This window comes from Paenibacillus sp. PvP094 (assembly GCF_040546835.1).
GTDB classification, from domain to species: Bacteria; Bacillota; Bacilli; order Paenibacillales; family Paenibacillaceae; genus Paenibacillus; species Paenibacillus illinoisensis.
This window is the reverse complement of the sequence record NZ_JBEPOM010000001.1, coordinates 2804163-2820053: the sequence shown is the minus strand read 5'-3', so window position 1 is coordinate 2820053 and position 15891 is coordinate 2804163. Positions and strand designations below refer to the sequence as shown.

Here is a 15891-nt window from a genome sequence, read left to right as displayed (position 1 = left end):
GGAAAGGATCATAAACCATTTCTCAGGTTTGAAATTTGCTTATTTGGTTTCGATTTCTTCATTGGAAGGAACAGCAGCTTCCTTTTTGGTTACAGACAGTGCACCATTCTCTTCGTCGATCAACAACGAATCGCCTTTGGTTACCGTACCTGTAAGCAATTCTTCAGACAATTTGTCTTCGATATGCTTCTGGATTGCCCGGCGAAGCGGACGAGCACCGTAAGCTGGATCGAAGCCAGCTTTGGCCAGGAAGGCCTTGGCGTTGTCTGTAAGCTCGAAGTCGACTTCGTATTCACGCAGACGTTTGCGGAGCTCCTCGCTCATGAGGGATACAATCTCAGCAATGTGTTTCTCTTCAAGAGAGTGGAATACGATGATCTCATCAATCCGGTTAAGGAACTCTGGACGGAAGCTTTTCTTCAGCTCATCCATGACTTTACCCTTCATGTTATCGTAATCCGCACCTGCATCCACAACAGCTGTGAAGCCGAGTGTAGAGTTACGTTTAATCGCTTCGGCACCCACGTTGGATGTCAGAATGATCAATGTGTTGCGGAAGTCCACGACACGACCTTTTGAGTCTGTCAGACGACCATCCTCAAGCACTTGCAGCAAGATGTTGAATACTTCTGGATGTGCTTTCTCGATCTCGTCGAGCAGGACTACGGAATACGGTTTGCGACGAACTTTCTCTGTCAACTGACCGCCTTCTTCGTAACCAACATATCCTGGAGGCGCTCCAACGAGTCTTGAAGTCGAGTGCTTCTCACCATACTCGGACATGTCGATCCGGATCACTGCATTTTCATCGCCGAACATCGCTTCGGCAAGCGCACGAGCCAGCTCGGTTTTACCTACCCCTGTAGGACCGAGGAAGATGAAGGATCCCATTGGACGTTTTGGATCTTTCAATCCAGCACGAGCACGGCGAACCGCACGGCTGACTGATTTCACGGCTTCATCCTGACCGATGACACGTTCATGCAGGATGGATTCCAGATTCATCAGGCGTTGAGTCTCTTCTTCTTTCAGCTTGTTTACCGGAATTCCCGTCCAGTTGGCTACCACTTGTGCGATATCCTCAGGCGTTACTTCGGAATCGGTACGACCTTGTTTTTCTTTCCATTGGTTCTTCGTTACATCCAGCTCTTCACGGATTTTTTGTTCCGTATCACGCAGTGCTGCTGCTTTTTCGAACTCCTGGCTTTGGACCGCTGCGTCTTTTTCCTTACGAATATCTTCGAGACGGCTTTCCAGTTGTTTCAGGTTCGGCGGAATGGTGTATGAGTTCAATCTTACTTTGGAACCCGCTTCATCAATCAGGTCAATCGCTTTGTCTGGCAGGAAACGATCTGTGATGTAACGGTCAGACAATTTAACCGCCTGTACAATCGCTTCATCCGTAATTTTCACACGGTGGTGAGCTTCATAACGATCACGCAATCCGTGCAAAATTTGAATGGCTTCTTCCGGAGAAGGCTGATCTACGGTAATCGGTTGGAAACGACGCTCAAGCGCTGCATCCTTCTCGATATATTTGCGGTATTCATCCAGGGTAGTTGCGCCGATGCATTGCAATTCTCCACGAGCCAGAGCCGGTTTCAAAATGTTTGAAGCATCAATGGCGCCCTCAGCTCCGCCTGCACCGATCAGGGTGTGCAATTCGTCGATGAACAGGACAATGTTACCTGCCTGACGAATCTCATCCATGATTTTTTTCAAGCGATCCTCAAACTCACCACGGTACTTCGTTCCGGCAACAACAGAACCCATATCCAGGGTCATGACACGTTTGTCGCGCAATGTCTCCGGAATTTCGTTGGCGATGATTTTCTGTGCAAGACCTTCAGCAATCGCTGTTTTACCTACACCAGGTTCACCGATCAATACAGGGTTGTTCTTGGTACGACGGCTCAATACTTGAATGACACGCTCGATTTCTTTGCTGCGGCCGATAACCGGATCCAGGTTGTTCTCCTTCGCATAAGCGGTAAGATCACGTGCCAGACTGTCCAGTGTTGGTGTGCTTACATTAGCAGGCGTTCCATTATGACTGGATACAGCCTCACTGCTGCCAAGCAATTGCAGCACTTGTTGACGTGCTTTGTTCAAACTAATACCAAGGTTGTTCAGCACGCGTGCTGCAACGCCCTCGCCTTCACGAATCAATCCGAGCAAGATATGCTCTGTTCCTACATAGGTGTGGCCCAATTTGCGAGCCTCATCCATGGACAGTTCAATTACTTTTTTCGCACGTGGCGTATATGCAATGTTCGTAGGTTGCTCTTGGCCGCGACCAATCAGCGTTTCTACTTCATCTTGAATTTTTTCCAATCCGAGTCCCAGGCCGATTAGCGCTTTGGCTGCGATGCCTTCGCCTTCACGAATGAGGCCGAGCAAAATGTGCTCTGTACCGATGTTATTATGACCGAGACGGACAGCTTCTTCCTGCGCGAGTGCGAGCACCTTTTGGGCCCGTTCCGTAAATCTTCCAAACATCATATCTCCTGCACCTCCATGGTTTTGGATAAAACGTGGGCCTTGATCATGATCCCGCCGTATAATTCATATCATTCTTGTTTGCAGCCATGCTGCGAATAAAGTCATTTGGCATTTAGTCCAATGCCCGTTTTATATAAAGCCGCAGATGCGGCATGAAACCTTAATATTAAATCTGAAGAAAACAATTACTAGGATTGACTGGCTGCATTGATCGTATCACGAATCAACTGGGCCCGGTAGATGTCACGCTCATCTGTGCGCATATCTTCTCCGAATGTTTTCTGCAAAAAGCCTGGTTGTGTCATCACGTTTAACTCGTTCATTACCGTAATGGACAATCCATTCAACAGCCCCAGATCTACACCTAAGCGAACATCCGAGAGACGCTGCGCGGCTTCCTTGGAATCCATAATGGCTGCATGGGACAAAATCCCATATGAACGCATCACTCTATCGGTAATCCGTAGTCTAGAGTCAGAAATCAACCGCTCTCTGGCAGTACGTTCATGCCCAATCATCTGAAGCACAACGCTATGCAGATTATCGATAACCTCTTGTTCCGTCTGTCCAAGCGTAATCTGATTGGAGATCTGGAAAAGGTTGCCCATCGCTTCGCTGCCTTCGCCATATATCCCACGCACGGTTAACCCCACTTGAGAAACAGCTGTCAGAATGCGTCCAATCTGCTGTGTCATCACCAGAGCAGGCAGATGCATCATTACAGATGCTCTTACCCCTGTACCTACATTGGTAGGACAGCTGGTCAGGTATCCTCTCCGATCATCAAAAGCATAATCCACATGCGCTTCAAAAGCATCGTCTATGGCGGAAGCTTTCTCCCAGGCTTCTTTCACCTGGAACCCCGGATAGAGGCATTGGATACGAAGATGGTCTTCTTCGTTAATCATAATACTGACGGATTCATCCTCACTGAGAATAACCGCACCATTTTTTGATTCGTTCGCAAGACTGGGGCTAATCAGATGTTTCTCCACCAGCACCCGCTTATCGAGATCATCAATATCCATCAGGTCCAAGGTGTGGAAATCTCCAAAGGCATGAACGTCATCATATTGAAGTACTTCGCTCAGCTTATTCAGCACTTCTTCCGATTGCTCATTGGAAGCAAGCATTGGAAATGGGTAATGCTGAAGATTACGTGCGATCCGGACACGGCTGCTAATGACGATTTCGGAATCAGCCGCTTCACTGCGCATCCAGTCGCTGAGCGCCTTCTCTGTAAAGCGCAGATTAGGCATTACGCGTCCCTCCTACTCATGACAAACTCTACTCTTGAGCTATTTCTTTTTCAAGTTCCCTGATCTGGTCACGGATATGAGCCGCCTCTTCAAATTCTTCCTGGGCGATACTCTCCTGAAGATCGCGCTTCAGGTCGGCAATCTGCCGCTTCACTTTAATGCGACCACCAGCTCGTGCAGGCACTTTGCCCACATGGGTTGTGCTGCCATGAACCCGTTTGAACAACGGATCCAGACGACTGTCAAAATATTTATAACAAGAACTGCAGCCGAAACGGCCGATTTTGCTAAACTGTGAGTAAGTCATGCCGCACTCTTCACAGCGAAGAGTCTGAGCAGGGGGAGCCCCGGCATTTCCATTCTTAGGTTCGAAATCAAGCAACCCGGACAACAGATTGTGAATGGAAAATCCATTCGATGTTCCCGGAATCATTTCTCCCTTTTCACGGGCACATGTCTCACAAATATGGAATTCCGTCTTTTCTCCATTCACGATTTTGGTGAAATGAAGAGTCGCCGGACGTTTGTCGCATTCTTGGCACAGCATTTAGGATGTACCTCCTTGATCCCGATAGGTTTTCATTTACCGAGCAAAGATATTAACATCGCCTTTAACATTCTGGCACGAATTTGATCCCGGTAAGGAAGTTTGACCAATAAAATTTCTCTTGATACAGCTGCACGCATCAACCCCGCTTCCCTTTTACTCAGGAAACGTGCTTCTTCCAGCTGATAAATCAAGCCTTCGGCAGCTGTCTGTCCAATCTCATCCCCGATGCTATGGTGCAGATGATTATGCAAAGCAGAGTGGGCCGGCAATTCGATCCGCTGTATGCGAACATAACCGCCACCACCACGTTTACTCTCGACTAAATATCCCTTTTCAAGAGTAAAACGTGTACTTATTACATAGTTGATCTGGGATGGTACGCATGAGAATTGATCTGCAAGATCATTGCGCTGAATTTCAACCATTCCTTCGGGACTTTCATGCAAAATACTCTTCAGATATTGTTCGATAATATCAGAGATATTACGCATCCACTCATCCTCCACTGTCTGAAACGTTAAGTCAATAAGGACCCACACGCCCCCACAGAGTACACCTTCTCAACCCATTTAACCAAACAGGGAAACGACGAATCTTGATTTCCACTGGCTTATTCGGAAGAGTAAGGACGCACGAAGGTCCTCTTGGTACTGCCTCTTTCCGATGATATCCATCGTTCATGAAATGTGTCTCATCACCGGAATGTAGAAAGAAAGCTACGTAAGTATTTAACCTTCAGTTGACTTTGACTTTCTTTGACTTTATATACATTATAGCATATTTTGTGGTTTTGCCAAGTGGGGTCACTATTCATTTTTTACGATTTTACACGAAATATTCCCCGGACACAAAAAAACCTCTCCAAAAAAGCCAGAGAAGTTCGTTTGTCTCACTGTAGCAACGTTTTTCTATTAATATGAAAAGGGAAGGCAGCCAAGATGAATTGGCTCTGGATACACGCATAAACACATTTGAAAAATCAGAAGAAATCCATCAGATAGGTTTGGCGAACAGGTATCGCTTTTTCCAAAGCCCGAATATCCTCTTCCGAGCCTTGAATCCTGTCGATTCGGGCCATCTCAGCGGGTCTGCGATACCCCATCAACACTGCCGTGAGCGATTGGATGTTAAGTCTGATATGCTGAGCAGGCTGATCTTCCGTAGTAAGCTCCCCCTTTTTCCAGATGGAAGCTGTTCCGTTCATAGCCACGTTCAATTCCCATACCCCTTCATTCCACGGTGCATGTGCATCTTCTACCTCAAGCTGAATCTGTACCGGAGAGTCTTGGCTTGCAAAAGGATACTGCGAAATGAACTGCTCCACACTAACGATTCTCGCCATAAAGTATGGGGTAACCTCCTGTTGAATCCGTGGATTATCCAGTTGAAAAGCCAGTGTATCGTTCGCAGGCGCTTTTAACGTCACTTCATCAATCATCGAATCATGATTGGCGATAAACGTCCATAACCCTTGTCTTGCCTCTTCATTTAGATGCACCATCTCACCAATGGTAAATTTTCTTTCCTTAACCTCGTAAAGTACATAGCCTTGAGGCAGTCCTGCTTCATCATAGTAAACAGCCCGCTGGCTACCTTTCTTAGCATAAACTGAATTTTCCCACCAAGCATCATTCCGGCTTAAGGTTCCGTTATAACGTTCTGCATACGTGTCATATACCTCTTTCAGCACCGATAGCTCTGGATTGCCCCGCCGGAGAGTACCTGGAGTTGGCTTCTTCGCAGGTAATTGATCGGTAGACAGCTTGTAATTTTTAAACTCTACGTAGGTCTCCCATCCATATTTCCGATAAAAAGCAAACGAGAACGGATGCAGGAAGGAAATACTTTGTTTATTCCGATTCATCTCTTCGAGTGCAAATTTAAGCAGCCCCGCTACCCAACCTTTGCGCCGGTATTCCGGCCATGTTGCCACACCCGCAATACCGCCCATCGCAAATGATCGACCTTGAATATAAGTTTGAAAAGGAATGATCTGAAGCTTGGCTCCAACTTGTCCATCCTCATATACTCCCAACACATTGTGTGAGGCGAACTCCTCACGGCGCTTTTCAACCTGTTCCTCGTTTAATACAAACTGAAAAGCGTACTCCGAAAGCGTCATACACGCTTCGAAATCATCAGTCGTTAGTTTACGAATATCCATAACATCCTGCACCCCATTCTTCAGAATTGTAAGCGACTCAAATTGTGCCCTTAAATGTGATGTATGTATCTTCTATGAGTGTGTCAGAGGCGTCGTACAAAGTCAAATAAGAGATGCAAACGCATCTCCCGGGGATTCATATATAGATGTGTTAAGTAGAAGTACACAAAGAAAAGTAAACAAATAAAAACCACCACCGATAATCTTCGGCAGTGGTTCTTTGCTTGGCAGCGTCCTACTCTCCCAGGACCCTTCGGTCCAAGTACCATCGGCGCTAGAGGGCTTAACGGTCGTGTTCGGGATGGGTACGTGTGGAACCCCTCCGCCATCGCCACCAAACGTGATTTGTCGAAGCATGTGCTTCTTTAAATCAAAAGTGGAACTGAAAATCATACACACATTGGAGTGATGTACCGATTTTCATTTCAGAGATTATTCTCTGAAAACTAGATCCGAAACGAAACTTGCGACAAGAACCTGCAATTTGGATAAGCCCTCGACCGATTAGTACTGGTCAGCTCCATGCATTACTGCACTTCCACCCCCAGCCTATCTACCTCGTCGTCTTCAAGGGGTCTTACATACTGGGAAATCTCATCTTGAGGGGGGCTTCACGCTTAGATGCTTTCAGCGCTTATCCCGTCCGTACATAGCTACCCAGCGGTGCTCCTGGCGGAACAACTGGTACACCAGCGGTACGTCCATCCCGGTCCTCTCGTACTAAGGACAGCTCCTCTCAAATTTCCTACGCCCACGACAGATAGGGACCGAACTGTCTCACGACGTTCTGAACCCAGCTCGCGTACCGCTTTAATGGGCGAACAGCCCAACCCTTGGGACCTACTTCAGCCCCAGGATGCGATGAGCCGACATCGAGGTGCCAAACCTCCCCGTCGATGTGGACTCTTGGGGGAGATAAGCCTGTTATCCCCAGGGTAGCTTTTATCCGTTGAGCGATGGCCCTTCCATGCGGTACCACCGGATCACTAAGCCCGACTTTCGTCCCTGCTCGACTTGTAGGTCTCGCAGTCAAGCTCCCTTATGCCTTTGCACTCTTCGAATGATTTCCAACCATTCTGAGGGAACCTTTGGGCGCCTCCGTTACTCTTTAGGAGGCGACCGCCCCAGTCAAACTGCCCACCTGACACTGTCCCCGTACCCGCTAAGGGCACCAGGTTAGAACCTAGATACGATCAGGGTGGTATCCCAACGGTGCCTCCACACAAGCTGGCGCTCATGCTTCAAAGGCTCCCACCTATCCTGTACAGATCGTACCCAAATTCAATATCAAGCTGCAGTAAAGCTCCATGGGGTCTTTCCGTCTTGTCGCGGGTAACCTGCATCTTCACAGGTATTAAAATTTCACCGGATCTCTCGTTGAGACAGCGCCCAAGTCGTTACGCCATTCGTGCGGGTCAGAATTTACCTGACAAGGAATTTCGCTACCTTAGGACCGTTATAGTTACGGCCGCCGTTTACTGGGGCTTCGGTTCACAGCTTCGGGATTACTCCCTAACCGCTCCCCTTAACCTTCCAGCACCGGGCAGGCGTCAGCCCGTATACTTCGCCTTACGGCTTCGCACAGACCTGTGTTTTTGCTAAACAGTCGCTTGGGCCTTTTCACTGCGGCCCCCTCGTGCTATTCACACTACCGGGGCACCCCTTCTCCCGAAGTTACGGGGTCATTTTGCCGAGTTCCTTAACGAGAGTTCTTCCGCGCGCCTTAGAATTCTCTTCTCGCCTACCTGTGTCGGTTTGCGGTACGGGCACCTTCATCTGGCTAGAGGCTTTTCTTGGCAGTGTGAGATCATGACCTTCGCTACTGTAATTTTCACTCCCCATCACAGCTCAGCCTTACGGTTAGCGGATTTGCCTACTAACCAGCCTTACTGCTTGGACAGGCATCCATCAGCCTGCGTCACTACCCTACTGCGTCCCCCCATCGCTCGTAACGATTTACGGTGGTACAGGAATTTCGACCTGTTGTCCTTCGACTACGCCTTTCGGCCTCGCCTTAGGTCCCGACTTACCCTGAGCGGACGAGCCTTCCTCAGGAACCCTTAGGCTTTCGGCGGATCAGATTCTCACTGATCTTTTCGTTACTCATACCGGCATTCTCACTTGTATAATGTCCAGCGCTCCTTACGGTACACCTTCAACCCTTATACAACGCTCCCCTACCCCTGATGCAAAGCATCAAGCCATAGCTTCGGTGGTGTGTTTAGCCCCGTTACATTTTCGGCGCAGAGTCACTCGACCAGTGAGCTATTACGCACTCTTTCAATGGTGGCTGCTTCTAAGCCAACATCCTGGTTGTCTGTGCAACTCCACATCCTTTCCCACTTAACACACACTTGGGGACCTTAGCTGATGGTCTGGGCTGTTTCCCTTTTGACAATGGATCTTAGCACTCACTGTCTGACTCCCGGAAGTAAGTCTATGGCATTCGGAGTTTGACTGAGCTTGGTAACCCTTGCGGGCCCCGCACCCAATCAGTGCTCTACCTCCACGACTCTGTTTTCCGAGGCTAGCCCTAAAGCTATTTCGGGGAGAACCAGCTATCTCCGAGTTCGATTGGAATTTCTCCGCTACCCCCACCTCATCCCCGCACTTTTCAACGTGCGTGGGTTCGGGCCTCCAGTGCGTGTTACCGCACCTTCACCCTGGACAGGGGTAGATCACCCGGTTTCGGGTCTACGTCCACGTACTATGTCGCCCTATTCAGACTCGCTTTCGCTGCGGCTCCGGCTCTTCACCTTAACCTTGCACGGGAACGTAACTCGCCGGTTCATTCTACAAAAGGCACGCCATCACCCCTAAAACGGGCTCTGACTTCTTGTAAGCACACGGTTTCAGGTTCTATTTCACTCCCCTTCCGGGGTGCTTTTCACCTTTCCCTCACGGTACTGCTTCACTATCGGTCGCTAGGAAGTATTTAGCCTTGGCAGATGGTCCTGCCGGATTCATACGGGGTTTCACGTGCCCCGCACTACTCGGGATCCGTCTCGGAGGGAACCAACTTTCAATTACAGGGCTTTTACCTTCTTTGGCGGGCCTTTCCAGACCTCTTCGTTTAACCGGTTCCTTTGTAACTCCATGTGAGACGTCCCACAACCCCAGAGAGCAAGCTCTCTGGTTTGGGCTGTTCCGCGTTCGCTCGCCGCTACTGACGGAATCACTATTGTTTTCTCTTCCTCAAGGTACTTAGATGTTTCAGTTCCCCTGGTATGCCTCACACTAACCTATGTATTCAGTTAGGTGTAACTGGATATTACCCCAGCTGGGTTTCCCCATTCGGACATCCCCGGATCAAAGCTTGCTTACAGCTCCCCGAGGCAGTATCGTTGTTCGCCACGTCCTTCATCGGCTCCTAGCGCCTAGGCATCCTCCGTGTGCTCTTAGTAGCTTAACCATATGCTCCGGTTTCGAATTCTCTCTTCCCTTGGTTTGCTTGCGCAAATCCAAAAGCCGTTCCAATTCGATACCATCGCAAAGCAGTTTTCGCTAATATTTGAAACTTGTTTTAACACAAGTTCAGCTAAAAGGAATGTTCTAATTCGCAATTTTCGTTTCGATATCTAGTTTTCAAAGAACAAGCTAAATAGACGAAATCTTTGGTGGAGCCAAGCGGGATCGAACCGCTGACCTCCTGCTTGCAAGGCAGGCGCTCTCCCAGCTGAGCTATGGCCCCTCAAATTCCATCAAAACTGAACAAATGGATAAGTAACGATGTTGCTGTCGCAGGTTCAATGAACCTGCGTATTTGAATGTTTCCACTCGGGAAACGATTCTCCATAGAAAGGAGGTGATCCAGCCGCACCTTCCGATACGGCTACCTTGTTACGACTTCACCCCAATCATCTATCCCACCTTCGGCGGCTGGCTCCTTGCGGTTACCCCACCGACTTCGGGTGTTATAAACTCTCGTGGTGTGACGGGCGGTGTGTACAAGACCCGGGAACGTATTCACCGCGGCATGCTGATCCGCGATTACTAGCAATTCCGACTTCATGCAGGCGAGTTGCAGCCTGCAATCCGAACTGAGACCGGCTTTTTAGGATTCGTTCCACCTCGCGGCTTCACTGCCCGTTGTACCGGCCATTGTAGTACGTGTGTAGCCCAGGTCATAAGGGGCATGATGATTTGACGTCATCCCCACCTTCCTCCGGTTTGTCACCGGCAGTCACCTTAGAGTGCCCACCCGAAGTGCTGGCAACTAAGATCAAGGGTTGCGCTCGTTGCGGGACTTAACCCAACATCTCACGACACGAGCTGACGACAACCATGCACCACCTGTCTCCTCTGTCCCGAAGGAAAGCCCTATCTCTAGGACGGTCAGAGGGATGTCAAGACCTGGTAAGGTTCTTCGCGTTGCTTCGAATTAAACCACATACTCCACTGCTTGTGCGGGTCCCCGTCAATTCCTTTGAGTTTCAGTCTTGCGACCGTACTCCCCAGGCGGAATGCTTAATGTGTTAACTTCGGCACCAAGGGTATCGAAACCCCTAACACCTAGCATTCATCGTTTACGGCGTGGACTACCAGGGTATCTAATCCTGTTTGCTCCCCACGCTTTCGCGCCTCAGCGTCAGTTACAGCCCAGAGAGTCGCCTTCGCCACTGGTGTTCCTCCACATCTCTACGCATTTCACCGCTACACGTGGAATTCCACTCTCCTCTTCTGCACTCAAGTCATCCAGTTTCCAGTGCGATCCGGGGTTGAGCCCCGGGATTAAACACCAGACTTAAATGACCGCCTGCGCGCGCTTTACGCCCAATAATTCCGGACAACGCTTGCCCCCTACGTATTACCGCGGCTGCTGGCACGTAGTTAGCCGGGGCTTTCTTCTCAGGTACCGTCACTCCTTGAGCAGTTACTCTCAAGGACGTTCTTCCCTGGCAACAGAGCTTTACGATCCGAAAACCTTCATCACTCACGCGGCATTGCTCCGTCAGGCTTTCGCCCATTGCGGAAGATTCCCTACTGCTGCCTCCCGTAGGAGTCTGGGCCGTGTCTCAGTCCCAGTGTGGCCGATCACCCTCTCAGGTCGGCTACGCATCGTCGCCTTGGTGAGCCGTTACCTCACCAACTAGCTAATGCGCCGCAGGCCCATCCTCAAGTGACAGATCGCTCCGTCTTTCCAGCTTCCTTCAGGCGAAGGAAGCAAGTATTCGGTATTAGCTACCGTTTCCGGTAGTTGTCCCAAGCTTGAGGGCAGGTTGCCTACGTGTTACTCACCCGTCCGCCGCTAACCATCAGAGAAGCAAGCTTCTCATCAAGTCCGCTCGACTTGCATGTATTAGGCATGCCGCCAGCGTTCGTCCTGAGCCAGGATCAAACTCTCCAATAAAGATGAATTTCAGCAGCGCGGTTAGACGCTATGAAAATCATCTGAGGTATTGAAAAGAGCGATTAGCTCATTTTGAATCTGACGATTCATTGTAAATCATAAGTTACTTTCCATTTGTTCAGTTTTCAAGGAACTTGTTGTCCGTTTTTGTTGATCAATGCCAACCGGACAGGATATTTATTTTATCATGTTAACCAACTAACTGTCAACATTCTTTTTCGTCACCATTCAAACTCTTTCGACAATCACTCGTTTGAAGCGACAAGAAATAATATACCATGTCTGAATTTAGATAGCAAGCATTTTTTAATCTTTCTTTTCAAAGAGCATTCAATATATATAAGCAGCCATAAACCTTTCTTTTCATTTGTAATAAGAAGGACCATACCTTCATAACGCACTCTAATGTAACAGTTTGATGTGAGTGATCCAAAGCTTCTATAATGAGGTATGTACAATAAAGAGAAAGCAATGACATAGCATCATTTAATACGTTCTTTATTTTCACCGCTTACTACATAGGAATTTTACTGCTTATAACTTTATTTGAGGTGATTACTCTTGGAACAATGGCTAAAAAAACTTCGCAAAGGGTACGGCAAGAAACTCGTATCTATCCACTTCTGGAATGCCTGGATCGTAGTGATTCTCGCCGTAACGGGACTCATGCTAGTCGGTGGATTCTGGCGTGAACTACTCGGTATAGGGCGCGTATGGCTAAAATGGCTGCATATTATAGTCGGGTTGGCTATGCTAGCACCTGTTGTTTATTACTTGATACTAGGGAGTAAACACTGGAAACAGCTCCGGAACAGACCTTGGCAAAAAGTGAATACAATCATCGTGCTTGTTCTGCTGGTTGGCTGGTTAATCTCAGGCATTGTATTGTGGCAATTTAAACTCGCAGGACCAAAGTGGTCCAATGCAGCGTTACTAACTCATGATTTGTTGACTTGGTTGGGTCTGCCCTATATTATCTACCACTCCATTACCCGCACCAAATGGTTGAAAGATACGACACGCCGCACGGTGAGTGCCGCCACATCGACGAAAGACATCCATGGCACTGCGGATTCATTGGGTACATCTGGAGAAAATACTGCTGCTGCAATTTCGACTCTTAGTTCGGATCGTACTGCTGCAACAAAATCGCCTGACCAACCCCAGAAACCCGAACCCGTGTATACACGGCGTGCGTTTATTCGGTCTGCTGTAGGTGTGGGGTTAGCCGTTACCCTCGGCCCTACCTTTGTCTCCTGGGTTGGACGTAATCTCAGTATCGATAATAGCATCGACAGTATGCTGGAGAACGACCCTAATCGGATGAGTCCGTTGCCGCAACCTGCGGCTGCCTCTTCCCCTCCCATTGGAGGAGGAGCTGAAGGTCATTTCCGAGTATATACGGTTACGCCCATCCCTTCCTTTTCGAATGAGAATTGGTCATTCCGGATTGATGGGCTTGTCGAACGGGCGCAGGTCTGGAATTGGGAACAGTTCGTTAAGCTCACTCGCACTGTACAGGTCAGTGATTTCCATTGTGTAACTGGTTGGTCCGTATACAAAAACACCTGGGAAGGCATTCCCCTTAAACATCTGCTAACCCAAGCTGGAGTGAAGCCCGGTGCACACAGTGTCAAATTTTACTCTGGAGATGGGGTATATACGGATGCCATTACGCTGGATCAGGCACAGATGGAAGATATCATGATAGCCGTCATGCATGATGGCAAACCCATCCCGGCAGATCTCGGGGGTCCGGTACGACTTGTCATTCCCCAGATGTATGCCTATAAGTCGGTAAAATGGTTGAATCGCATTGAACTCATTGACAGCGAACATATCGGTTACTGGGAAGAACGAGGTTATGATAAGGATGCATGGCTTACAGGCGCAGCACAGCGCATTCCCAATATCAGTTCCTAACGTTTCACCTCCAACGATGTAGAGTCTATGAATTGAAAAACATCCTACAGATGCATGGCAAAAACCCCCGATCCACCTAATGTGGCTGATCGGGGGTTTCCTTCATTTCATAGCTTATAGGTTAGCCCTGCTGATTCAAAAGACGAACGAGTTCATCCTCATCCTCAATGGTTGGGATGCCCAGATCATGAGCTTTGGCCAACTTGCTGCCCGCCTTCTCTCCGGCAATGACAAGGTCGGTCTTTTTCGAAACACTGCCTGTCACTTTCGCTCCGAGCGCTTCCAGTCTTTGCGTTGCCTCGTCACGTGTCAGTTGATGCAGTGTTCCGGTCAGCACGACCGTTTTACCACTAAAGAAGGAGTCTTCGACTATCACCGCTGGTGCCTCAGGTGCCTGTGCTTTCACGCCCAAGTCCAGCATCTTTTCGATGGCAGCCTGGGTAAACGGATCTGCGAAGAACGTGACAATACTCTCGGCCACAATGCCGCCTACGTCAGGAAGTTCAACAAGTTCCTCCACGGTTGCATTCATAATGGCATGCAGATCACGATAATGGTCGGCCAGCATACGTGTCGTTGATTTACCTGTATTCGGGATGCCCAGCGCGTACAGGAACGATGCAAGGTCACGATCCTTACTATGCTCCAGCGCAGCGAGAAGGTTATTGGCTTTCTTTTCACCAAACCGCTCCAGCTTCACCAGATCATCAAATTGCAATGTATACAGATCAGCAGGCTCACGCACACTGAGCTCATCATACAGCTGAATCGCTGTCTTCTCACTGAATGTTTCAATATCCATGGCATCACGGGAAGCAAAATGGGAGATTCGGGCCACGGTCTGTGGTTTACAAGCCAATTTGTTATTACAGAACAGATGAGCTCCGCGCTGCTCGAGCGGGAATCCACAAGCCGGACACTGCTCTGGATATATAATCTCCTCGCCATCGCTCTCTTCCGTCACTTTACCCAGGATTTCAGGGATGACGTCATTGGAGCGGCGGATGAAGACACGCGTGCCCAAGGCAAATTTCAGATTTTTACGCTCAATATCGCCTACATTATTCAATGTACAGTTCGAAACCGTTACTCCCGCCAGTTCGACCGGTTCTACACGTGCGAGCGGAGTTACTTTGCCGGTACGGCCCACATTCCAATCAACGGATTTGAGTACAGTTGTGGTCTCTTCTGCTTCGAACTTATAGGCTACAGCCCAGCGTGGGAACTTGTCCGTATAACCCAGCACTTCACGTGTGTGCATGTCGGTGATTTTGATAACAGCCCCATCAATCAGGTAGTCCAGCTGACCCCGATTCTCCTGAATGGCGGCAAGCTGTTCCATCACATCATCAAATTCATGGAAGTACGTAATCGACGGATTAACTTTGAAACGGTTCTCACGCAGAAAATCCATCATCTCTTGGTGATTGGCAAATTGAATGTCGTCCGAGTACCCTACATTGTAAAAATAGGCATTGAGCCTGCGCTCTGCCGTCGTCTTCGGATTCAGGTTTCGCAGCGCTCCGGCTGCTGCGTTACGGGCGTTTTTGAGCGGCTCCGCTGCCGTTTCATTGTACCGGTTCAGGACGGACAGATTCATGATGCCTTCGCCTTGTACTTCAATCGTACCGTCAGTATACGGAATTCGGAGCGGGACGGATTTGATCGTTCTAACCTGAGCCAAAATCCCTTCGCCAACCGTTCCGTTCCCGCGTGTAGAGGCCTGTACCAATTCACCATTGGTGTATGTCAGGTTCAGGGTGAGCCCATCAAACTTCAACTCAATAACGTAGCCAGGTTCCGGTAAAGGGTTGCCGGGATTTTTGCTGTTGTAGTCATTCACGAGCTTCAGTACACGAGTATTCCAGCTCCGCAGCTGCTCAATGTTTTGGGCTTTGTCCAAGCTCCACAATGGAGACAGATGACGATGTGGGGTAAACCCCTTCAGCAGTTCGCCACCGACACGCTGTGTTGGAGAATCAGGCAAAACCATCCCGCTCTCCTGTTCCAGGGTAACCAGTTCGTCATACAGGAGATCATATTCCTTGTCACTGATCTGCGGCTGATCCATCGTGTAGTACTGATAATTATGCTGGTTCAGCTCCGTAACGAGTTGCTCCATCCGGTGCATCGGGTCCATACA

Annotated in this window: 7 protein-coding genes, 1 tRNA gene and 3 rRNA genes; 1 reads left to right on the top strand and 10 read right to left on the bottom strand. The window is 48.9% G+C overall.

Features of this window, described 5'->3' with window-relative positions; all coding sequences use genetic code 11:
• Window positions 1–39 precede the first annotated feature (39 nt).
• From clpC to ABIC22_RS12790, 9 genes are all read right to left on the bottom strand, one after another.
• Entirely contained in the window at window positions 40–2502 is a 2463-nt protein-coding gene (gene clpC / locus ABIC22_RS12830) for an ATP-dependent protease ATP-binding subunit ClpC (protein ID WP_153980071.1), read from the bottom strand.
• Window positions 2503–2690: 188 nt separating this feature from the next.
• On the bottom strand, window positions 2691–3761 hold the full coding sequence (gene mcsB / locus ABIC22_RS12825; protein WP_127540915.1) for a protein-arginine kinase McsB: 1071 nt from the start codon (window positions 3759–3761) through the stop codon (window positions 2691–2693).
• A 28-nt stretch (window positions 3762–3789) separates the two neighbouring features.
• Entirely contained in the window at window positions 3790–4308 is a 519-nt protein-coding gene (gene mcsA / locus ABIC22_RS12820; RefSeq protein WP_154896984.1) for a protein-arginine kinase activator protein McsA, read from the bottom strand.
• A 32-nt stretch (window positions 4309–4340) separates the two neighbouring features.
• On the bottom strand, window positions 4341–4802 hold the full coding sequence (locus ABIC22_RS12815) for a CtsR family transcriptional regulator (RefSeq protein WP_095293442.1): 462 nt from the start codon (window positions 4800–4802) through the stop codon (window positions 4341–4343).
• Between the two features lie 488 nt (window positions 4803–5290).
• Complete coding sequence (locus ABIC22_RS12810; RefSeq protein WP_354481272.1) at window positions 5291–6475, bottom strand: GNAT family N-acetyltransferase; 1185 nt, start codon at window positions 6473–6475, stop codon at window positions 5291–5293.
• A gap of 222 nt (window positions 6476–6697) precedes the next feature.
• Window positions 6698–6814 (bottom strand): 5S ribosomal RNA (gene rrf, locus ABIC22_RS12805).
• Window positions 6815–6959: 145 nt separating this feature from the next.
• Window positions 6960–9887, bottom strand: a 23S ribosomal RNA gene (locus ABIC22_RS12800).
• A 203-nt stretch (window positions 9888–10090) separates the two neighbouring features.
• Window positions 10091–10166, bottom strand: a tRNA-Ala gene (locus ABIC22_RS12795).
• Between the two features lie 107 nt (window positions 10167–10273).
• Window positions 10274–11825, bottom strand: a 16S ribosomal RNA gene (locus ABIC22_RS12790).
• The 16S, 23S and 5S rRNA genes sit together here with 1 tRNA gene alongside, the layout of an rRNA operon.
• Window positions 11826–12386: 561 nt before the next feature.
• Between ABIC22_RS12790 and ABIC22_RS12785 the strand changes: the two genes are divergently transcribed.
• Entirely contained in the window at window positions 12387–13748 is a 1362-nt protein-coding gene (locus ABIC22_RS12785; protein ID WP_354481269.1) for a molybdopterin-dependent oxidoreductase, read from the top strand.
• Between the two features lie 121 nt (window positions 13749–13869).
• Here the strand turns inward: ABIC22_RS12785 and ligA are convergent, their stop codons facing one another.
• Window positions 13870–15888 carry an NAD-dependent DNA ligase LigA gene (gene ligA, locus ABIC22_RS12780; protein WP_354481267.1) on the bottom strand — a complete coding sequence of 673 codons (2019 nt, stop codon included), beginning with the start codon at window positions 15886–15888 and terminating at the stop codon, window positions 13870–13872.
• Window positions 15889–15891 lie beyond the last annotated feature (3 nt).